Below are 22330 nucleotides of genomic sequence, written 5' to 3'. Positions count from 1 at the left end.
CGCGTAGCCACTCATGTTACTATAAGCCGTTTTACGATTTAAGCTCGATGCCTCATGACAATACTATCTAGATTCTCAAATCTGCTTACTATCTCTTGTGCTACTGACTCTGCTAGTCGCCATCGGCATGTCCAGCGCTCAAAGCTATTGACGGGCCTTATGCTGAGCGTAATGCCGCTCACCTCACAAGCGGCGCTACCCGCTTCTATCGAGGCGGCGTTAAACAAAGCCGAGCTCAGCCCTGATACTATAAGTATCCTCATTACTCCACTCGGCGATACAACCAAGAGTCGTTTACCCGCGATTATAGAAGTCATCGATAGCGATACTAATGATAACTCTAACAATGATTCTGAGGGCAGTGCTGAGCGTAATAGCGCGGATTCGACGACGGTATCCGTAGACAAAGTGGCAGCAAGCGCCAGTGATGCTCCTGTTAACGATCCTGCCGATGATAATGTTTCTGTTAATAGTAGCAAAGCCGCGAATGTAACCATTGCTGTCGACAAGCAAGCCATCGAGCAACAGAATCGTCAGCTGCAAGCTTATACCGACGACCCTTACACTTATCAAAGCTTAGAGAACCCGCCGCCGGTACTGACCATCGATGAAAGCCGCAGCGTCCGCCATAGCGAGAGCAAAGATACTGGCAAACGCCAACTTACACCCCTGATTAGCCATAATATCGATACCCCGCGCACCCCTGCCAGCACTATGAAGCTGATACCTAGCTTTGTGGCACTCGACACACTAGGCGCAGATTTTGTTTGGTTTACTCGGGTCTATCATACCGGCCTCATCCTTGGCGATAGACTGCAAGGCGACTTGATCATTCAGGGCAGCGGCGACCCCAAAATGACCCACGCGCGCTTAGAGCAGCTCCTTTATCAAGTACAAAAAACCGGCATTCGCCACATCGATGGCGATATCATTGTCGACAGCTCAATATTTAATAACGTCAGTAAAGATCCAGCCGCTTTCGATAACGCCCCTCTGCGCCCTTATAATGCCAGTCCAGATGGTTTTTTAGTGAACTTTAATAGCCTTGCTATTAGAACGTATCCTATGGCAAATGGACAAGCAAAGCTCACTTATACCCCGCAGTTAGCCAATTACCAGTTACCAAGTCACATAGGCACTCGCAGTGCCCGCTGCTCGCAGGCTCGTAATAGCTTAGCGCCGCGCTGGCAACAAGATAAACTCGCCCTCAATGCCAAGCTGCCAGAGAGCTGCGGTGAGCATGTCTTCTATGTAAACCACCCAGACGCCAAAGACTTTGCCGCTCGTGTCATCGCTAGTAAATGGCAGGCGCTTGGTAATACGCTTAGCGGAGAGGTACTCAGTCAAGAAAAGCCTTACGCGGCGTACCACTCAACTAATGGTTTATCTTCTCTCCCGTTATCGCCTTTACCGCTAGTCAGTTATCCTTCTTATAATTTGACGCGGCAAATATACGATATCAATCACTTCTCCAATAATGTAATGACTGAGCAAGTAGCGCTCTCCATTGGCAGTTATTATGATGCTAAGCGCCCAGATATTATTGATACAAATAACAGCGCCGCGAATAGCAGCGCTGTTAAGGGTCAGACTATAACTGACGTTAATAATACTAAACCAAACGCTACTAGCCTGTATCAATTTGGGCAAGCAACAACGACTGATTACCCGCAGGCATTAGCGCGCATCGATGACTGGTGGCAAACCAATCTGACCACTACCCCGCCGTATCTGACCAATGGTTCAGGACTATGTCGCGATTGCACGCTGACCGCCGCCAATCTTAATGAGCTACTGAGCTTTGCCTATCGCCATCCCAGCTTTGACGCTTATGTCAACTCATTAGGCATTGCCGGAGTTAGTGGCACAATTATGCATCATAGCGAACGCTTGCCAGAGTCAAAGGCTATAGGCCGAGCTTGGATAAAAACCGGCACTTTAAGCAATGTCACTGCCATGGCAGGTTATGTCAAAGGACAGTCCGGACAAGACTATGCGGTAGTCGGAATCATAAATACCGACAGCGCGCTAAATCCTTATTTGGCACGCCCGGTACTCGATGCTATGCTTGATTGGACTGCCGAAAAATAGTCTTAGCTGTATCGTTCAGCTCGTAATATGTTTATATAGGCAAAGTTATGTCGCGCAAATCTGCAAACTTAAGTAATTCTAAAGCTCAGTCAGTCAAACTCGCGCAGTATTTAGGGTTTTTTATGGTGGGTTATATTCTCGCCAGCGCTTTATTAATGCTGCTGCAAACGCAAATTGCGCTCAATCCGCAATTGGTGACGTTACTCTCTATCTTAGTCGGCGCTTTTATTGCCGTGCACAAATTTATCAAACATTACAGCCGTGCGTTACGTAAAGCTGAGATGGTCAGACTAGCTATTGGCGGTACGGGCATTGTTTGGTTGCTGAACGCGCTGTACTTTTTTACTATTTGGCTATGGCTATTTGATGAGGCCAATCGGCAAGTCTTTATAGAAATGAGCCTACAGCAGCCGCTGCCATTGTTGTTCGCTCTAATCGCGATTGTGCTGCTCACCTTTGTCAGCGCTGGCATCGGTATTTGGCTGTTTAATCGGCTACTAAGCCCAAAGTAGCTTTTGATCAACCTATCAATCTCTCCACACGTCAACCTACTAGCCTGTCAACGACTGGCCGCTACGCAAAATGTGATGAGTCAAAACAGTGCTATGAGCTGATTTTTATTAGTTTGTCTCTAAATTCTATGTAAATACAAAACTTATATCCTACTGCGCTATGACTACGCCACAAAATCCGTTAGGCTGAGCAAATTATGCACTGCGTTTAACGAACAGCGGTTTGCAATCAGTAGCTAGAAATATAAATAGAGGTGATCGTTATGGATATGCTGTTTTTTGACAATATAGAAAAGCTTTTACGTATTGTGCTGACTGCTGTGCTGGTCTACATCTTAATTGTCGTCACCACCAAAGTCTCAGGTAAGCGCTCAACCTCGCAGCTCAATAACTTTGACTGGATTGTGACGGTGATGATCGGCTCGTTGGGCGCTAGTACTATCTTGCTCAAGGAAATCCCGTTCATTGAAGGTAGTGCCTCTATTGTGACCCTATATCTATTACAGTATGCGGTGACCAAGTACGCTTCTTACTCGCCTTACTTTGGTCGTCTTATTCTCTCTGAGCCGCGTATTTTGTTTTATCAAGGAGAGTTTTTGACAACGGCGATGCTTGAGGAACGGCTCACTCGGCAAGAACTTGAAAGTGCGATGCGTAAAGAAGGTATCCATAATATAAATGATGTCGAAGCTATCGTCTTAGAGTCTGAAGCTGTGCTCAGCGTCATCCCTAGAAAGCACGATGGCCCTAATGACACCGACAACACTGATCCTAGTGACACTTTAGAGCCGCTTATAAGGCAGCCGTAATGCGCTGGTCATGAGAACTTCGTTATAGCTTTGTTGCTTATTCCAAAGAGTCAGCATAGAAAAGGAGGACTAATAATGATTAATCCTCCTTTTTATTTATATCTGTTTACGCCGATTATTTGATACGCTGCCAAGTCTGTGAGCGACCAAACAAAGGCGTACCCACGTAGCCGCGCAGATCTAAGCTCTGACCATTGTCGCTTAAGGTGATTTTTCCTGAGTAGACTTTGCCAGACTCCGGATCAACCAGCTTGCCATGGCTCCACTGATTATTACCGTCCGCTTTTAGACCTGTTAGAATCTGCAGCCCTTCGACTGGTTTGTTTTTTAGGCTGCCGGAACATTTAGTACAGACTGCCTTTGCTTTTTGTTTATCGAGTACCTTGATGATTTTGCCGGAGACTTTGCCACCTTTTTCATTTAACTGAATGATGGCTTTTTTTTCGCCGGTTTTGTCATCGACTGTTTGCCACTGAGTGCCATCTAGCGAGGCGGCAAACACAGAAGTAGACAGCAATGCTGCTGCAGTTAAGGTGAATGTGCTTAATATAGTACGGTTCATAAACGACTCTTTTCGTAAAAACTTTTAATTAACTCCATAAAAAAGATAACCCAGTGACAGGTTAGTGGCAAAACAAACTATTGTTTGTCGAATGCTAGTTAAGCATAAAAAAAGGCAGGTAAAAGGCTTGTTTGTTACATTAACTTAAGCGTAGACTTCTTTTGTTATTTTTACTCAATTATTGGAGTGCTAACTGTCATGAAAATAAGAATACTGAGCGTCGGCAATAAGATGCCTAAATGGATACAGACCGGGTTTGATGAATACTTCAAACGTATCCAGCCTATGATTAGCACAGACATTGTGGAGATTGCGGCGGCAAAACGCGCAAAAAACCCCTCGACCGCTAATCTCGCTCAGTACCGTGAGCAAGAAGGACAGGCGATACTGGCGGCGCATAACGCTTCAGGTCATGAGCAGTTATGGGTGCTCGATGTTAAAGGCAAGATGCTCTCAACTGAGAAGTTGGCAGATAAGCTTGCCGATGTAATGCCGCAAGGCATGGATGTGGCGCTCGTGATAGGCGGCGCTGATGGCGTCTCACCTGCTGTACTGGCAAAGGCTGATATGATCTGGTCATTATCCGCGCTCACGTTACCGCACCCGCTAGTGCGCGTCGTGCTGATGGAGCAGCTGTATCGCGCGATGAGTATCAATAACAATCATCCTTATCACCGCGGCAACTAGCACCAGAGCTAAGCGAAAACAGCCAAGCGGATTGAAAAACGCGAATCTGCCCTAATAAAGCTGACATGAATCAATCAAAGTCAGCTACAGCCACAAGCCCGCTAAATCACAGCTTGCATCATGAAAGCCTGAATGCCACTGCGCCTATCAGTGGTGCGGCGGCTTGGTCAGATGCGCCTATAGGCTTGACTAACGCGGCCAAACTGCCTGCTTTATTTATCTCACATGGCGCGCCGACCTTAGCTATCGAGCAGTCAGCGACGACCAGTGCGCTTGCACGTATCGGACAAAACCTACCTAAGCCGCGCGCCATTATCATTATGTCAGCGCACTGGGTATCTACTCAGCTTGAGATTAGCAGTAACCCGCAGCCCAAGACTTGGCACGACTTTTCAGGTTTTAATCAACAGTTACACGAACTACAATACCCAGCTTTAGGACATGCCGCTCTTGCTGAGTCTTTAGCGCAGCAGCTCAGCACGCGCGGTATCAATACTGCAGCGAATCCGCTACGAGCCAGCGATCATGGCGTTTGGTCACCGCTTCGTCATCTCTATCCTAATGCCGATGTACCTGTGGTACAAATATCGCTACCACAGCATTATGACAGCATAGCATGCTATCAATTGGGCGCGCAGCTTGCTCGTCTGCGCGAGCAGCAAATTCTAATCATCGGCTCGGGCAACATTACTCATAATCTACAAGCAATGCGCTGGGAAGCTGATAGCATTGATAAGACGGCAAAGGATTTTAAGCTCTGGTTATTGCAGCAGCTCAAAACTGATATCCCTACCGCCTTAAATTGGCAGCGATATCCCAATTACAAAGATATCCATCCAAGCGATGAGCACCTATTGCCGCTGTTTTTTGCTTTAGGTGCGGGTCAACGCGTCAGTGTCGTGCATCAAAGCATGGCGCATCATAGCTTAGGAATGGATATTTACCGCTTCGATTAGCGTCTTCTTATCTACCTATTTTGCAAACGCTGGTTTAGTAAACATGCCAGCGCGTTCCATCTCTCCTGCCACACTAAATAGTGTCGTCTCATCATTCATACGCCCGATCAGCTGCATGCCAATAGGTAAGCCTTTTTTGCTCATGCCGACGGGTACAGAAACTGCAGGCAAGCCTGTGACATTACCTAATAAGGTAAAGGCCATTTTACTGAGTACCGGATGGCTAAGCTTCTCTATCATGCCAGAGCTAAAGGCATACTTGCCCATATCGATACCTTTATTAAGCAGCTCAGCGCTGCGCATCAGCATCTCATCCATCACGCTTGGTGGCAGTACACCGTGTTTGACCGCTGGCGTCGGTACGGTCGGACACAAAATCATGTCATAAGTTTCTAATAACAATCCGGTCTGATATTGGCTATTGTGCCAGCCTTGCTTAGCGTGCGCTAAATCAACTGCGGATAGCGAGCGTCCTAGTAGCGCCATGTTTTGAGTTTGAGGTTCTAGCTTTTTGACGTGATGAGCACCATAGTGGCGCTCAATATTATCGATAGTAAAGGCGGTATGAGTACAGACGACCACCATAAAATCATGCCAAAACTGCTCTATGTTGATATTCGGCTCGGCAGGTACCACGCGATGCCCCATGGCCTCTAACTGCTTAGCCGTTTGCTCGAGTACCGCTAGCACCTCTTTATCCACTACTGTACCAGCAATCAGCGGCTGCTGATGCAGCGCAATGGTCAGCGGCTTAGGTGCGCGCATCGCCGCCTCTAAAAAGCTACCTTCGGGCGGTGCAATCACGAACGGCGCACCAACCTCGGCCCCGCTCGTGGCATCAAGCATCGCAGCACTATCACGCACACTGCGGGTAATCACGTGATCAGCAACCGCGCCTTCCCAACCTTCTCCTACTTTAGGACCCATTGGGTTACGACCGCGGCTAGGTTTGAGACCAAACGCGCCGCACCAAGCCGCTGGGAAACGAATAGAGCCGCCGCCGTCACCCGCGCCTGCCATGGGTACGATACCACTTGCTACGGCTGCCGCGCTACCACCCGATGAGCCGCCCGAGCTATAGCCTTTTTTAAACGGATTATGAGTGGCACCATGCGCTTTGGGCTCAGTGGTAATAATCAGTCCAAACTCAGGCGTATTGGTCTTGCCAAAGGTATTGACTCCTGTGGCCTTCATACGTTTGACAATTTCACTATCATAATCTGACTGAATATTAACGCTACGGCTACCCATGGTCAAAGGCTCGCCCTCGAAGCTGTATGATAAGTCTTTGAGTAAATAAGGCACGCCTGTAAACGCACCAGATGGTAGCCCTGCTTGCGCCTGATCGTAAGCGCGCTCATCGAAACGGTGAATTATGGCATTGAGTTTGGGGTTGAGCTTGTTGGCGCGTGCAACGGCACTATCAAGCAATTCTTTGGCGCTGACTTCGCCTTTGCTGACGAGATCTGCTAAGCCTAGCGCGTCATATTGGGTGTATTCTTTAAACATAAAGCATCCTTGCATAGCTGTTGGTTGTAAAACCTATCAGCAAACACTATAGCCCAGAATTAGGCGAGAACACAATGTACAACAAAAAAACGAGCCACTCTCGTGACTCGTTTTTTGCTAGATAAACCCAATCTAATTGCAGCTACATCAGCAGCTCACGCTTACCGCTTTTACCCATAGAGCTGACCAGACCGGCCTCCTCCATTGAGTCTACGATACGCGCCGCGCGGTTATAACCGATACTAAATTTGCGCTGAATGGACGAGGCGGAGACTTTGCGCGTCTCCATAATAAAGGCCACTGCTTCATCATAAAGATCGTCATCTTCGCCCGACGCGCTGCCACCAGAGCTACCACCGCCAGAGCTTGATAACTCAAAGTTGTCCGCCATATTATCGATATAATCTGGAGCGCCGCGCTCACGCCAGGCATCACAGACACGGTTGACTTCCTCATCACTAACATAAGCGCCATGCACGCGGTCTGGCTCAATTTGACCTGGCCCTAAGAACAGCATATCGCCATTACCGAGCATGTCTTCAGCGCCGCCACTATCTAGTATCGTACGCGAATCGACTTTTGAGTTGACGCGTAGAGCCGCACGTACGGGAATATTGGCTTTGATCAGACCGGTAATCACATCAACTGAAGGACGCTGAGTCGCTAGCATTAAGTGAATACCAGAAGCCCGTGATTTTTGCGCTAAGCGGGTGATTAACTCTTCGGCTTGTTTGCCGACTTGCATAATCATATCAGCAAACTCATCGGCGACGATGACGATCATCGGTAATGTTTTAAGCTTAGGCGCTTGATCGATACTGACATTATCATTGGGCCGCCATAAGGGATCGAGCATTGGCTTACCTGCTTTTTCAGCGGCGAGGACTTTCTTATTAAACTCATTAAGTTTACGCACCTTTAGCAGGCTCATCAGCTGATAGCGGCGCTCCATCTCTGCCACACACCAAGACAAGCTACTGGCCGCCTCTGTCATATCAGTCACCACAGGCGTCAGCAAATGAGGAATCTCATTATAATTGGCCAGCTCAAGCTGCTTAGGATCAATGAGGATCAGTCTGAGCTCATTAGGGGTGTATTTCAGTAGCATAGAGAGCAGCATAGAGTTCACCAGTACCGACTTACCAGAGCCTGTGGTACCGGCGACTAACATATGCGGCGCGCGTGCCAGATCAGTAATGATAGGCTTGCCGCCGATGTCTTTACCCATCGCCATGCTGATTTGCGCGCTAGGGTCTTTATACTTATCGGTATTTAATAACTCAATCAAACGTACCATCTCGCGCTGCTTATTAGGTACTTCGATGCCGATATAAGGCTTACCTGGGATGACCTCGACCACGCGTAATGATGCCATAGATAACGAACGAGCCAAATCGCGCGCGATACCGGTGACTTTACTGGCTTTGATACCGGCAGCAAGATCAACTTCGAAGCGGGTGACGACTGGTCCTGGAATTGCTTGGACAACCTCGGCTTTGACATTGAACTCTTGCAGCTTGATCTCTAGTAGCTCTGATAATTGCTCAAGCTCGGCTTCGGTATAGCTCGGCTTGCGATCAGGATCAGGCTCATCGAGAATGGACAGCTCTGGGATTTTACTGAGACTACTGCGGTACTGAGCGGTTTGCATTGATCTTGAGCGCTTAGTGAAAGCGTCATCATCATGAATATCCGGCATGACTGGCTCATCCAAGTCCTCATTACTTGCCGGACTATTGTCTTCCGGCATCATATCAGTAATGAGATTACTCGCATCGTCATCAGGTACCGCAAAGCTTACCGTAGGTTTTGTCACTGGTGCTGACTCTTCCGGTAATTCCTCAGTCGTTTCCTGCGCTTTAGGCGCTTCTTTTGGATTGGACGGCGGCGTATTGGTTGGGGTCATATCTGTAAGCGAGGAGGCACTGGCTGTCGGCACTGGCTCACCAGCAGGGCTAGCTATTGATGTCGCTTTCGTAGCTGCGCTTTCTGTTACCGGTGCGGTTGCAACTGTAGGTTTCGTTATAGGATTCGCAGCCACAGCTGATTCAATCGCATTATTTTCGCTAGCTGCTGTCTGTCTGTTATTTGTCTCGATGTTATTTATTTCGGCTTTAGTTATTTCAGTGTCAGTGGTTTCAGTACCAGTGGTTTGCATGGGCTCTAACTCAGCATCAGCCTGCTGAGTAGTTGAAGCTTGAGGAGCGCTTACGGTTTGTTCAGCAGTGTTAGGTTTAGCGATACTAGGTTTAGCGATACTAGCTTCGACAGTGCTATGCTCAGCCAACCAAGCATCAGCTAGATCATCAACCTGAGCTGACATTGCTGGTACTGCTTTGCTTTCTAATACCTCATCATGAGTATCAGTATTGGCTGATTCATCATGACCTTCATTATTGATGGTAGCGTTTGCTCGATGCATTTCTGCATCATTAGCATCGCTAGCAGCAGTCTCAGTTATCTCTTTTGGCTCATCAAGCGTTGTTTGCTTAGATTCTGAATGAGTCATGTGCTCGATTGGACCGCCCTGCTCTGCTTGCTCGATAGCGGCATCACGCGCGAGCAAGTCAGCTACCGTTTCGTCATCATTCCAAGCAAAGCTTGGCTCAACTTTGCGTAGCGGCGCAGTAGCGGCGCTAGTGTTTTGTTGGCGCGGATGAGCCAGCTCATGAGCGTTCTGCGTATTCGCGGTAGCAGTAGCGGGCTGTAGATGATCGCTCGCAGCTTTATTAGTCGCCGCTTCAGCATTTGCTATCGCCTCTTTGACGCTAGCGCCCAGTCCTGACTTAGCTAAAAAGTCAGTCAACACATGGCTAAAGCGGCCGCTATCTTGGGCAGCGGTGCTAGACTCTTGTTGCAGCTCAAGTGGTAGCTGTTCATAGTCTGCAGCTGGCGTAGGGGCAGCGCTGCTTTGATCGGTCACATCAATGCCATCATCGCGGGTCAAGGCACCGCTATCCAAAGCTTGGTCAGTATCAGAGACTGTACTAGCTGTACTGCCTATGCCAGAACCGAGCCAATGCAGATCAGTCAATTTACGATATAACGATAACCAATGAATGTTAAAAGCAAAAGTGGCCGTCACTACTACAAAAACACTCAAAAATAACAGGCTACCCCATTTCGTTAATAACAGCGCTAAGCGTGCCTGTAGCTCAAGCCCGATGATACCACCAGCGACGCCCTTGAGACCTGATGTCACCGGGTCTGCCACTTGCTGGATTAATGCTATTAATTGCGCGAATAAAGCGCTAGCGCTCAGCAGCAAAAAGACATAAGCCACCAAACGTAATATCCAAAAGGTAGGTTTGTTATTCCACCAAATCAGGATAGACTCATAAACCATAAATACCAGCAGCCACCACGCGCTATAGCCAAAAAAGCTATAAAGCAAGTCAGACAACCACGCACCTGTCGCGCCGCCCATATTATTGATGGTTGTCATATCGCTACTGATATGTGACCAGCTAGGATCATTCCCGGTATACGTCACCAAGATAATGAACAGATAGACTGCTAGCATTAGCCCAAGAATGGTAAATATCCCTTTTTTTAAATAGTCTATAACTGCTGCTGATATCACGTAGGATCTGCCTTTATCAATATATTGATACTAAATAAATGGTAATACACGATTGCTGACAATCGTGCTTAGGTGTTTTTATGCTTAATTTCTAAATTTTTAACTTTCCAGCTCACTGTCAGTAAAGCTCAATCCATATGACTTTATATTTACAAGTCGCTGTTTCTATAGCTTTTACTGCGGCTTTTACTGCTTTTGCTATCACTGCTTATGATAACAAATACCTAGCCAAAGTGGTGACTGTGTATTAAGAAAGCGGGCTTTAATTTTGAGGTGTCGTTTAGTTCTAATCATAGCGATGTTTGTTTTAGCAAACTTGCACTTTTTGCCCGCTGCCCTTATGTTATTATCACATCGCACTTTAACAAACTACTTTAGTCGCAATTTTTTATTTTTCATTTTAATAACTTATAACGCTTTATATCTATAACTAGATCATTAAACCATTAGTAAGGAATATGTTATGGCAACTGACACTACAGCGCCGCGTCACGAAAAACTCATTATCTTAGGCTCAGGCCCCGCAGGTTATGCCGCTGCTGTCTATGCTGCGCGTGCTAACCTCAAGCCGGTCATGATTACCGGTCTCGAAGTCGGTGGACAGCTGACGACCACCACTGAAGTCGACAACTGGCCAGGTGATGCTCACGATTTAACAGGTCCGGCGCTGATGGATCGCATGAAAGCGCATGCCGAACGTTTCGGTACCGAGCTGGTCTATGATCATATTAATGAAGTACAACTAACGGAGCGCCCTTTTACTTTGATTGGTAATAATGGCAGCTACACTTGCGATGCGCTCATTATCTCAACTGGTGCCTCAGCGCAGTATCTCGGCTTAGAGTCAGAAGAGAAGTTCAAAGGCTTGGGCGTATCTGCTTGTGCCACTTGTGATGGTTTCTTTTATAAAGATCAAAAAGTCGCGGTCATTGGCGGTGGTAATACGGCGGTTGAAGAAGCGCTATATCTATCCAATATTGCCTCAGAAGTGACTTTAGTGCATCGCCGCGATAGCCTACGCTCTGAGAAGATCTTGCAAGACAAGCTGTTTGAAAAAGCCAAAAATGGCAATGTCAAAATCGAGTGGAATCATACCGTTCGCGAAGTCGTTGGTGATGATATGGGCGTCAATGGCGTCGTTATCGAATCCACCGAAGATGGCACAACCAAACAGCTAGATATCCATGGTATATTCATCGCTATTGGTCATAAGCCCAACACTGACATGTTCAAAGGCCAGCTTGAGATGAATGATGGTTATATTATCGTCAATAGCGGTATCAATGGTAACGCTACCCAAACTAGTATTGAAGGCGTATATGCCGCAGGCGACGTTGCTGATCATGTTTATCGTCAAGCCATTACCTCAGCAGGAACTGGCTGTATGGCTGCTCTCGATGCTGAGAAATATCTGGACGCTATGGGTGAAACAGTTGCTGCTGATCACACTTACGCCTCGACTTTGACGATAGATTAGACAAAGCAATCGCCAAAAGACTGAGTGAAATAATAACCTATATGCTCAATAAGCTTAATATACACAACATGACGCCTGAGACTTTTTATAAAACCATTAAAAGTCTTGGGCGTTATGACTTTCCCAATCCCAACGCGGTCGATCCTGATGGCTATGGCGTAGTAGCGCTAGGCGGTGATCTGGCGCCTGAGACGCTGATATCGGCGTATGCGCAAGGGCTCTTTCCTTGGTTTAATGAAGATGAGCCTATTGCTTGGTGGTGCCCGGAGCCGCGCTGTGTCATTGTGCCAAGCGACTATCAGCCCAGCAAATCGCTACGTAAGCAAGCTCGGCGCTCGCGTTGGCAGTTGACGGTCAATCAAGCGTTCGATGAAGTCATCCATGCTTGTAGTTTGCCACGTAGTAATGGACTGCCTGAGGGTGAGCACACTTGGATTCATCAGGAGATGATCGAGGCTTATACCGAGCTCCATCGCTATGGTTTCGCTCATAGCGTCGAGGTGTGGGATGAGAATGGACAGCTGATAGGCGGGCTCTATGGACTAAAGATTGGCCACATCTACTTTGGTGAGTCGATGTTTCATCGCGCCTCTAACGCCTCAAAATTAGCGTTTTGGGGTTTGATGCAGCTCTGCATTGATAGCGGCGTAGCGTTAGTCGATTGTCAGCTGACTAATGACCATCTACTAAGCTTAGGCGCGACTACTCTTGGCCGCCATCAGTTTTTAGCGCAGCTGGAGCGTTTATTACACAAAGGCGCTATTAGCTGGCCCATTCAACCCCATCAGCCAATGCCTGTGGCTCAGCTTGATAGCTCTAATGGGTATTCAAAATTTTGGCCACTCTAAACTGCTACTAATAGCTCAAAATGGACGACATTTAATCGATAAGATTGACAAACACAAAGAGACTGCGATGCCAGATACTGCGTTTTTACTCATAGGAGCTTTGGCCAAAAGAGCCAATACCACCAAAGATACCGTGCGTCATTATGACGAGCTAGGTCTGCTGAGGTCTCGTAAGCGGCAAGCAGGTTCGCGGCTTTATACTGAGTTTCATCCTGAATGTATTGAACGTATTGAGCTGATCAAAAGCGCGCAGGCTATCGGCTTTACCCTAACGGAGATAAAAAATAGCTTGGATGACTATTACGATGGTAATCTAAACCTTGATGAGCAACTGCTAGTCACTCAGCAAAAACTAGAACAAGTCAAAAAACAACAAGCCAATATCAACCTGATGGTGGAGATGCTAACTCAGCGTATTACTCTGCTGACGCGTATGCAAGAAGATGAGAATTATGTACCTTCTATAGAGGACTGCAAGAATAACAGCTCTAAGCTGCCTTATCATCGATAACCTTATCCACTCCTATCTGCTTTGTTTTTATAATTAAGCTGCATAATCAACGCATCGACAGCAGGCTTGTGTGCCGTTTTATAATAGCCTTTGCGCTGATGGATCGTCTCAAAGCCTTGCTGCTCATACAGAGCTATCGCTGGCAAATTATCTGCCCGCACTTCTAATAATAAACTCTCAACAGTTAACGCTTGTAGCTGCTGATTTAACCTAGCGAATAGTTTTGAAGCGATACCTTGGCGCTGATAATTAGGGTGCGTGCCTATACGCAAGATTTCTGCCTGCTCGAACATCATTCGATAAAGACAGTAGCCAACGACTGCATCGCTTTGATAAACGACTAATAAATCAATGCTATCTTGCTCAAGTAAGTCTACTAGAGTCTGATAACTCCAAGCATCTTGCGGTTGTATAAGAGCTTCGATATCGGCAACAGCTTGGATAATGCTTTGGGCTTTAAATAAGTGTTTATTGAGTAACTCTATGGTTAGCACCACTCCCTCTCCTACCTTTAATCATTATTAATAAATACAACTATTAGTATAGCCGTGTAAAGACTATCTTAACTCTTGTTACTACCTATAAAAAATATAGCCACCCACAAAAAAAGCCACCCTCAACAAAGAGAGCGGCTTTCATGTTTTAGTAATCTTAAAACTGATTACTAAAGCATTGGCTATTAGTTGCTTACGCTTGCAACCACACCAGCACCTACAGTACGGCCACCTTCACGGATAGCGAAACGTAGGCCTTTGTCCATAGCGATTGGGTGGATAAGCTCAACGCTCATCTCAACGTTGTCACCAGGCATAACCATTTCAGTACCGTCTTGTAATTGGATTGCGCCAGTTACGTCAGTAGTACGGAAGTAGAACTGTGGACGATAGCCGTTTAGGAATGGCGTGTGACGACCACCTTCTTCTTTTGATAGTACGTATACTTCAGCATCGAAGTTGGTGTGCGGGGTGATTGAACCTGGCTTAGCTAGTACTTGGCCACGTTGTACGTCTTCACGCTTGGTACCACGGAGTAGTACACCACAGTTCTCACCAGCACGGCCTTCGTCTAGTAGCTTACGGAACATCTCAACACCAGTACAGGTGGTTTTTTGGGTGTCACGGATACCGACGATTTCGATTTCGTCGCCAACTTTTACGATACCAGATTCAACACGGCCAGTTACTACGGTACCACGACCTGAGATTGAGAAGACGTCTTCGATTGGCATTAGGAATGCTTTGTCGATGTCACGCTCAGGCTCTGGGATGTAGCTGTCTAGGGTGTTTAGTAGTTCTACGACAGCTGGTTCGCCGTATTTGCCGTCGTCGCCTTTTAGGGCTTGGGTGGCTGAGCCTTTCATGATTGGGGTGTCGTCGCCTGGGAAGTCGTAGTCGTTAAGAAGTTCACGAACTTCCATTTCTACAAGCTCTAGCAATTCTTCGTCGTCTACTAGGTCACATTTGTTCATGAAGACGATGATGTATGGTACGCCTACCTGACGTGATAGCAAGATGTGCTCACGAGTTTGTGGCATTGGGCCGTCAGTTGCTGATACGACTAGGATTGCGCCGTCCATTTGAGCGGCACCGGTGATCATGTTTTTGACATAATCGGCGTGGCCTGGGCAATCAACGTGGGCGTAGTGACGAGTTTCGGTGTCATATTCTACGTGTGAGGTGTTGATGGTGATGCCACGTGCTTTTTCTTCTGGGGCTGAGTCAATTGACGCGTAGTCTTTGGCTTCGCCGCCTGAGGTTTTTGCTGCTACGGTTGCGATAGCGGCAGTTAGTGTGGTTTTACCGTGGTCAACGTGTCCGATGGTGCCGACGTTGACGTGGGGCTTGTTGCGTTCAAACTTGGCCTTTGCCATGAGTGTATCCTTTTTTATTGGTGAATCTTTATGCTTAGAAAATGATAAACAAATAAGATCGGTAAATAGATATTTGACGGTTCAAGATGCCTATTCATTCTGCTGACACGACCATCAAACCGTTGACGCTATGCTATTAACACTGCATTATTATCAATAATTATAGAAGCTACATTCTACGGACTATTGGTAATCATAGACCAGTAACCATATATCAGTAATTATAAACTATAATGCTTAATTTTAGCTACTTTATAACAGTATCACATTAGCAATATCGAGCTACTGACAGCACTAAAAGGCAACACCTCAGTGTCACCCTAAAATCATCATTTTACTGAGTAGGCTTTATATTTTTTAATATTCGCATAACTCTTATAATGCTATTGAATATCTCGATAGTATTTTTTATACCATCTGGCTTTTTATATACTAACAATTAACAAGCAGCATTAGCAAATAGAATAATAAATGGAGCTCATATCGAGAATTGAACTCGAGACCTCTCCCTTACCAAGGGAGTGCTCTACCGCTGAGCTATATGAGCCTATCTTAAATAACCAAAAACCTATCGGTTATATAAAAAAATATCACGAAACAGCTATAATAAATGACTGTCGTGATGTATGGGTACTGGCTATTTGCATTGCTATGAATGCTTGATCAATGGATGCCGCGTATATGGAGCGGGTGGCGGGAATCGAACCCGCGTCATTAGCTTGGAAGGCTAAGGTGTTACCATTATACCACACCCGCAATAGCTCTATTTATAACCAAAATATAATTGGTATTAGAGTGCTTTTGGTGCTGTAAAAAATATGGTGGTGGGAGAAGGATTCGAACCTTCGAAGCTTTCGCGACAGATTTACAGTCTGTTGGGTTTGACCGCTCCCCAATCCCACCTTAGTTTGCTTTTAATAAACGCTATTATTACTGTAAAAATAATATAAAGCAATTCTAAAAAAAGCGACTTTGAAAGAGATGGTGCCGACTGCCGGGATCGAACTGGCGACCTACTGATTACAAGTCAGTTGCTCTACCAACTGAGCTAAGTCGGCTTGTTCTCTCAAAGTGGTGGCTATTCTATCAAATATTTGCTGGAACGCAAGTCCTTTTTTTATTTTTTCCTAACTTTTTAAAATTAAATTTTAATGCTTTGATTATATTGATATTTTTTATGCGCTATAAATAGCCGCTGTGAGTCTCGGTTTCTTATCGCCAGAGCCGTCGTGCAATCTTAACGAATTCTAAGACCATCACAAGCCATTTTTACCGCTTTAACCAGTGCTAAGGCTTTTTTGTTGGTTTCCTCCCACTCCGCCTCAGCCACTGAGTCGGCGACGACCCCTGCCCCAGCTTGAATATGGATCTTACCGCGGCGCATAACTGCAGTGCGAATTGCAATCGCGGTATCCATGTTGCCATGCCAGCCTAGATAACCGACTGAACCGCCAAATACTGTGCGGCGCACCGGCTCTACTTCATCAATGATCTGCATCGCTCGTATTTTGGGGGCGCCAGACAGCGTCCCTGCAGGAAAAGTGGCACAAAACACATCTAAAGCATCTTTATTAGGTAAGACAGTGCCCTCAACGTTAGAGGCGATATGCATGACTTGTGAGTAGCGCTCAATGAACATCTTGTCGGTGACTTTAACACTGCCATACTCGCAGACGCGGCCGATGTCATTACGGCCCAAGTCTATCAGCATCAAGTGCTCAGCGATCTCTTTGGTATCTGAGAGTAGCTCTTGCTCTAATGCCAAGTCCTCGCTCTCATCCTGACCACGTTTGCGAGTACCCGCTAAAGGGCGCACCGTGACTTTACCATCTTCAATGCGCGATAGAATCTCAGGGGAGGCGCCAATGATGTCAAAGCGCTTGTGATCGTCCAACGTATATCCGTGTACTAAGAATAAATAAGGCGATGGATTAAGGAATCTTAATGCCCGGTATACAGCCAGCGAATCGCCACTATAGTCAGCGGTTAAGCGCTGTGCTGGGACGACTTGCATGACATCGCCTGCAAAGATATAGTCCTTTATTTTATTGACGTCTGAGCAGTATTTATCTTGCCCGGTTTGCGAGACGAACTTCGGCGTTGGCATAATAGGCGCACTCAAATCTGGCATCTCGGCAAGCTTGTCCTCTATTCTTTCAAGCTCGCGAATCGCTGCGCCATAGCCATCCTCATCACTACAATCAGCGTAAACAATGATAGATAAGGTGTTTTCTAGATTATCAAAGACAATGACGCTCATCGATAGCATCAGCCACATATCAGGCAAAGTCATCGGATTAGGTGCGTCTGACAAGCCCACACTAGGCTCGATGACTCGTACCATGTCATAACCAAAATAGCCGACTAAACCGCCGCTAAAACTTGGCAACGAGGGAATATCGTCCACTGTTGGCATGTTATAATCGGCCATAAGCTTACGTATATAAGCAAATGGATCATCGACGGCATCGACATTTATCTGATCGTCTTGCTTGATAGTCATATTGCCATCAGCATACTGCAGTATCAGATCGCTGCCGAGGCCAATCATCGAAAACCGTGCCCAACGCTCGCCGCCGACTACTGACTCAAACAAATAAGCAGAACCACTCAAGTCACGCACTTTTGAAAACACAGATACGGGTGTCTGCGCGTCCATCAAACGCTTTTTGACAAGAGGAGCATGGCTAAAGCCTTTGGTTTTTAGGGTATTGTATTCTTCGAAGGTCATCATAAGACGTCTCTGAGCACGGTATTAATTAACAAGGATAAAGTAAACCACAGTGATAATCGAGAAAACTCGTAAGTTTCAGTGATAGTTAAGTAAAGGGTTAAAACGAGGGCTAAACAAAAGCGAGCCAACATTAGGCTCGCTATTATAACAAAATAGGATAGTAAAGTTGCTCATATCATAGGACTTCGAATACCAGCCCGTCAGCGAATCGAATTACGCGCCGCCCATGTTAAATAACCACAGCGCGATACCGATAATAATAAGAGCGATAAATACCCAGATAAACCAACCGCCGCTCGGCTTTTTCTCACTAGCGGCAGTATTGGCTGGGTTGTTTACCGCTTGATCCATAGCATTATTACCCGTCGTTCCTAGGTCGCGGGACTGACCTAGATTTGCCGTTCCTGAGAACTGCGCTGTAGCCGCTTGCTTAGCGCGTAAGACCTCTGGATCGGCTTCTTCTTGTAGAGACGTGGTCGTGGTTTTGTCATGCTCAGGACTTTGACGTTCGGCTACGGGTGCTTCGGCTTTTGGCTCTTTTGCTATTGGTTCTTCAACGACTGGATCTTTAGTAGCCGGCTCTTTAACGACTGGATCTTCGACTACTGGCGTTGCAGCCACTTGTTCTTTGGCTACTGGCTCTGCCGCAACAGTTTCTTGAGGTTCATTTTGAGCTGGCGTAGAGGCGATAATATCTTCTTCTACAGGGGCGGCGGACATAGCGGCCTCGCCTGCACTAGCCGCGAGCACCTCCTCGACGATCGTTTCTTTTACCACTGGCTCTGGCGTCGCTTCTACTGAAACTGTCTCACTAGGTGATGCAGGTCTTGCTGCGATCGTTTCTTCAACAGCGGCAGGTGGTAGTGATGACTCTGTTGCCGACTGCTTCGATGGCGTGCTAGTGCTCTCTAGATCTTCTTGCACTGAGCCTACTATCTCTTCTGGCTCTTTTTCTTTCGGCTCTTTGATGGCTGGATCAATGGCGCTTGACTCTATATCCTCGGTAGCTAAAGCCATGACTTGAAACTCAAAGCTAGCAAAGCCAAGCTTATCGTCGGCGTTCAGCTGAACCGTTTTATTCGCCTCAATACGCTTATTATTAACAAAGGTCCCGTTAGAAGAGTCTAAGTCTTTGACATAAAGCTCAGCATTTAACACGCTTAGTACTGCGTGGTTGCGCGACACCGCTTTACTGCCTAGCACCACATCATTATCGCTGCCACGGCCTACTGATAGGCTGTCACTAACGCTCAGCTGCAAGTCACCAAGTGCAGCAGTCAATGCGGTCAGCTGCCAAGTCGTAGTAGAGCTAGATAACTCAGATGTAGCATCTGGGGTTACTGGGTTCGATTGGTTGGTATTGTCTGTCATGTGGTTCTTCCTTATTATTGGTAAGTGTTATTATTGATAAAATAAAATTTAAAACAATGAACGCTTATAAGCGATGTTTAGATGCTAGGCAAAAAACGCGGTTTAAGAATACCAGTAAGGTTATCATACGCAATCGTTAGTACTGGCATACCATAAGCGTAAGGGCCAATAGCATAAGGCTGATAACGAATATCAACGCCTTTATCAGTCAGAGTTATGTTGTGACTCAAAGTAAAAGGCCAGCTCTGCTCATAACTTTTGACATCCTCATCCATTGACTGAACCCAAGATTGATACGCGTCATAGGCCAAAGCGTTAAAACGCGCCTGCTGATTCGGCTTTAGCATATCCTCGAGAGTGATTTGCTGTTTGCTTGCCGGATCAAATACCAGATACTCCCTAGAAGGCATACCATGAGCGCCGCCTGTAAAGACGTAGGAGCTGATTTCAAATAGCTCTAAATCCTCTCCTTGTCCAAGCTTAACGTGGCCCAAATATTCAGGGGTGACGATTAGACTATAGGACCATTGCACCTCATCTGGTAGGTCAATCATTTGCGACTGAGCAAAGTCGTCGATAGCGAGCTTGACCGCCTTATCATCAGTAGCGTTACTCACTGGCGACTCACTCATCTTGCTATTAATAACAATATTATTCACGCGTTTATTGAGGATATCATTCAGCCAGTCTTGGTTGGTTTTTAGATATTTAACCTTAATCTCTGGGCAGTTGTTTTTCTCATAACATTGCTCTTGTACGCTGTCTGGAAACTCGTAGTCTATGTATTCAGTACTACTGATTAAAGTACTGGCGTTTGCTGCTAGGCTAGCGAAGAATAAGCCACCGGTGACAAATGTGAGTGAAAAAAGCCGAACAACGTCTCTTTTCGCTTTATTGGCAGTGTTTAAGAAGGCAGATACCATAGTAGACCTCAGTCTGTTATGAATAAAAATTATTATGCTTAATTTTTATAATCATAGCGTATCTGCTGATAATCATTGTTTAAAATGTGTTGAAGGTTATGCGCTACTCTAGATTGAATGACCCGCTACTTCTCTCAGATGTTATCTAAAGTGGCATAAAAAAAGACACGCTAAGCGTGCCTCTTTAAAAATAAAAACTAAAAATCAATGCTCACGGGTATTACTAAACGTCACTTCCGGATAGCGCTCTTGCATCAGCTGTAGATTCACCCGTGACGGTGCTAGATAAGTCAAATAACCGCCACCATCAATCGATAACTGGTCATGTGCTTTTTTCTTAAACTTCGCCAATGCTGCCTCATCATCACAGTGAATCCAGCGTACGGTAGCGATAGAGACCGGCTCAAAGCTGCACTGTACTTTGTACTCTTCTTTGAGACGATGAGCGACAACTTCGAACTGCAGCACCCCGACCGCGCCTAAGATTAAGTCGTTATTAATCTGCGGCATAAACACCTGCGTGGCACCTTCCTCGGAGAGCTGCTGTAAGCCCTTTTGTAGCGCTTTGGACTTCAGTGGATCCTTGAGCACCACTCGGCGAAACAGCTCAGGCGCAAAGTGCGGAATACCAGTGAAATTCAGCGCTTCGCCTTCAGTGAAACTATCGCCAATCGAGATAGTGCCGTGATTATGTAGGCCAATGATATCGCCGGGATAAGCTTCCTCTAGTGCCTCGCGGTCACCTGCCAAAAAGGTCAAAGCATCAGCAATCCGCACGTCTTTACCTAGACGCACTTGCCGCATCTTCATACCTTTTTCGTACTTACCAGAGCACACCCGCAAAAACGCAATACGGTCACGGTGACGCGGATCCATATTGGCTTGAATCTTAAACACAAAGCCAGAAAACTTAGGCTCTGTTGCCGAGACAATACGCTGCTCTGTCGGATGCGCCTTGGGCGGCGGCGAGTATTTAACTAACGTATCTAGCACCATATTGACACCAAAGTTACCTAACGCGGTACCGAACAATACCGGCGTCATCTCCCCTTTTAAGAACTCCTCAGTATTGAAGTCCTCAAGCGCCATCTGTACTAGCTCAAGCGACTCCTCAAAAGCGTCAAACATCAACTTGCCTAAACGCTCGCGAATATCTGGATAATCATAACCTTCGCGGGTCTCGGACACTGTGATCTCGCCGCCATGACCTTTTTCATAAAGATAGGTTTTGTCTTCAGTCAGATGATAGACGCCCACGAAATCCTGCCCCATACCGATGGGCCAAGTCAGCGGAATACATTTGATTTTTAGTACAGATTCAATCTCGCTGAGCAAATCAAGCGGCTCACGAATCTGTCTATCAAGCTTATTGACAAAAGAGATAATCGGCGTGTCACGCATGCGGCAGACTTCCATCAGCTTGATGGTTCGCTCTTCCACACCTTTAGCGCCATCGACCATCATTAGCGCACTATCGACAGCAGTCAGAGTACGGTAAGTATCCTCACTAAAGTCAGCGTGACCTGGAGTATCAAGCAGATTGACCATGTGCTCCTTATAAGGAAACTGCATGACGGAGGTAGTGATAGAGATACCGCGCTCTTGCTCCATGCTCATCCAGTCAGAGGTGGCATGGCGATCAGTCTTGCGGCCTTTGACCTCGCCTGCCACCTGAATCGCTTGACCCCATAAGAGTAGCTTTTCGGTCATGGTGGTCTTACCGGCATCAGGATGCGAGATGATAGCGAAGGTACGACGTTTGGCGACTTCTTTGTTTAAAACTTTTGGATCTACGCTCATAATTTTGACTTCGATAATGTTGATTTAGAATATTGCTTTAAAATGTATTCTAAAAATAAAATAGTGCGCGTATTGTAGCCGATTTCG

17 protein-coding genes and 4 tRNA genes are annotated in these 22330 nt (G+C 46.4%); 8 read left to right on the top strand and 13 right to left on the bottom strand.

Going from position 1 to position 22330, the window contains the following annotated elements; translation table 11 throughout:
* Window positions 1–54: 54 nt before the first annotated feature.
* From AAEY83_RS08505 to AAEY83_RS08495, 3 genes are all read left to right on the top strand, one after another.
* Window positions 55–2091 carry a D-alanyl-D-alanine carboxypeptidase/D-alanyl-D-alanine-endopeptidase gene (locus AAEY83_RS08505; RefSeq protein ID WP_025646673.1) on the top strand — a complete coding sequence of 679 codons (2037 nt, stop codon included), beginning with the start codon at window positions 55–57 and terminating at the stop codon, window positions 2089–2091.
* 47 nt (window positions 2092–2138) lie between these two features.
* Window positions 2139–2603: an ABZJ_00895 family protein gene (locus tag AAEY83_RS08500; protein ID WP_025646672.1), complete on the top strand. Its 465-nt coding sequence runs from the start codon at window positions 2139–2141 to the stop codon at window positions 2601–2603.
* 263 nt (window positions 2604–2866) lie between these two features.
* Complete coding sequence (locus AAEY83_RS08495) at window positions 2867–3412, top strand: DUF421 domain-containing protein (RefSeq protein ID WP_025646671.1); 546 nt, start codon at window positions 2867–2869, stop codon at window positions 3410–3412.
* Between the two features lie 115 nt (window positions 3413–3527).
* On the opposite strand, the gene AAEY83_RS08490 is transcribed toward AAEY83_RS08495, so the two are convergent.
* The gene (locus tag AAEY83_RS08490) at window positions 3528–3974 is read right to left on the bottom strand and encodes a DUF2147 domain-containing protein (RefSeq protein WP_025646670.1); all 447 of its coding nucleotides are present in this window, start codon (window positions 3972–3974) and stop codon (window positions 3528–3530) included.
* Window positions 3975–4172: 198 nt separating this feature from the next.
* Between AAEY83_RS08490 and rlmH the strand changes: the two genes are divergently transcribed.
* Both rlmH and AAEY83_RS08480 read left to right on the top strand, forming a co-directional pair.
* Complete coding sequence (gene rlmH / locus AAEY83_RS08485; protein ID WP_025646669.1) at window positions 4173–4661, top strand: 23S rRNA (pseudouridine(1915)-N(3))-methyltransferase RlmH; 489 nt, start codon at window positions 4173–4175, stop codon at window positions 4659–4661.
* Window positions 4662–4726: 65 nt separating this feature from the next.
* Window positions 4727–5617, top strand: coding sequence for a DODA-type extradiol aromatic ring-opening family dioxygenase (locus AAEY83_RS08480; RefSeq protein ID WP_084212654.1), 891 nt, complete (start codon window positions 4727–4729; stop codon window positions 5615–5617).
* A 15-nt stretch (window positions 5618–5632) separates the two neighbouring features.
* Here the strand turns inward: AAEY83_RS08480 and AAEY83_RS08475 are convergent, their stop codons facing one another.
* Both AAEY83_RS08475 and AAEY83_RS08470 read right to left on the bottom strand, forming a co-directional pair.
* Entirely contained in the window at window positions 5633–7126 is a 1494-nt protein-coding gene (locus AAEY83_RS08475) for an amidase (protein ID WP_025646667.1), read from the bottom strand.
* A gap of 142 nt (window positions 7127–7268) precedes the next feature.
* Window positions 7269–10709 (bottom strand): DNA translocase FtsK, encoded by a 3441-nt coding sequence (locus AAEY83_RS08470; RefSeq protein ID WP_037059604.1) that lies wholly within the window; start codon window positions 10707–10709, stop codon window positions 7269–7271.
* A gap of 463 nt (window positions 10710–11172) precedes the next feature.
* On the opposite strand from AAEY83_RS08470, the gene trxB reads away from it, so the two are divergent.
* The 3 genes from trxB (at window position 11173) to AAEY83_RS08455 (ending at window position 13545) form a co-directional block, all read left to right on the top strand.
* On the top strand, window positions 11173–12186 hold the full coding sequence (gene trxB / locus AAEY83_RS08465; protein WP_025646665.1) for a thioredoxin-disulfide reductase: 1014 nt from the start codon (window positions 11173–11175) through the stop codon (window positions 12184–12186).
* A gap of 41 nt (window positions 12187–12227) precedes the next feature.
* The gene (gene aat, locus AAEY83_RS08460) at window positions 12228–13034 is read left to right on the top strand and encodes a leucyl/phenylalanyl-tRNA--protein transferase (protein WP_025646664.1); all 807 of its coding nucleotides are present in this window, start codon (window positions 12228–12230) and stop codon (window positions 13032–13034) included.
* A 67-nt stretch (window positions 13035–13101) separates the two neighbouring features.
* Window positions 13102–13545, top strand: a complete 444-nt coding sequence (locus AAEY83_RS08455) for a MerR family transcriptional regulator (RefSeq protein WP_025646663.1) — start codon at window positions 13102–13104, stop codon at window positions 13543–13545.
* A gap of 2 nt (window positions 13546–13547) precedes the next feature.
* Here the strand turns inward: AAEY83_RS08455 and rimI are convergent, their stop codons facing one another.
* From rimI to AAEY83_RS08405, 10 genes are all read right to left on the bottom strand, one after another.
* A complete protein-coding gene (gene rimI / locus AAEY83_RS08450) occupies window positions 13548–14042 on the bottom strand; it encodes a ribosomal protein S18-alanine N-acetyltransferase (protein ID WP_351058878.1) in 495 nt (164 codons plus the stop codon).
* 182 nt (window positions 14043–14224) lie between these two features.
* Window positions 14225–15415 carry an elongation factor Tu gene (gene tuf, locus AAEY83_RS08445; protein ID WP_351058876.1) on the bottom strand — a complete coding sequence of 397 codons (1191 nt, stop codon included), beginning with the start codon at window positions 15413–15415 and terminating at the stop codon, window positions 14225–14227.
* Between the two features lie 472 nt (window positions 15416–15887).
* Window positions 15888–15962, bottom strand: a tRNA-Thr gene (locus AAEY83_RS08440).
* A gap of 135 nt (window positions 15963–16097) precedes the next feature.
* Window positions 16098–16171: transfer RNA gene (locus tag AAEY83_RS08435), tRNA-Gly, on the bottom strand.
* 63 nt (window positions 16172–16234) lie between these two features.
* Window positions 16235–16318 (bottom strand) — tRNA-Tyr (locus AAEY83_RS08430).
* 79 nt (window positions 16319–16397) lie between these two features.
* Window positions 16398–16473, bottom strand: a tRNA-Thr gene (locus AAEY83_RS08425).
* Between the two features lie 179 nt (window positions 16474–16652).
* Window positions 16653–18149: an anthranilate synthase component I family protein gene (locus AAEY83_RS08420; RefSeq protein WP_025644529.1), complete on the bottom strand. Its 1497-nt coding sequence runs from the start codon at window positions 18147–18149 to the stop codon at window positions 16653–16655.
* 213 nt (window positions 18150–18362) lie between these two features.
* Window positions 18363–19520, bottom strand: a complete 1158-nt coding sequence (locus AAEY83_RS08415) for an FHA domain-containing protein (protein ID WP_025644528.1) — start codon at window positions 19518–19520, stop codon at window positions 18363–18365.
* 77 nt (window positions 19521–19597) lie between these two features.
* Entirely contained in the window at window positions 19598–20443 is an 846-nt protein-coding gene (locus tag AAEY83_RS08410) for a DUF3298 and DUF4163 domain-containing protein (RefSeq protein ID WP_025644527.1), read from the bottom strand.
* A 204-nt stretch (window positions 20444–20647) separates the two neighbouring features.
* The gene (locus tag AAEY83_RS08405) at window positions 20648–22243 is read right to left on the bottom strand and encodes a peptide chain release factor 3 (RefSeq protein WP_025644526.1); all 1596 of its coding nucleotides are present in this window, start codon (window positions 22241–22243) and stop codon (window positions 20648–20650) included.
* Window positions 22244–22330: the final 87 nt, after the last annotated feature.

The organism is Psychrobacter sp. TB20-MNA-CIBAN-0197 (genome assembly GCF_040309765.1).
GTDB classification, from domain to species: Bacteria; Pseudomonadota; Gammaproteobacteria; order Pseudomonadales; family Moraxellaceae; genus Psychrobacter; species Psychrobacter submarinus.
The sequence above is the reverse complement of the archived record's forward strand: the minus strand, read 5'-3'. Positions and strand labels throughout refer to the sequence as shown.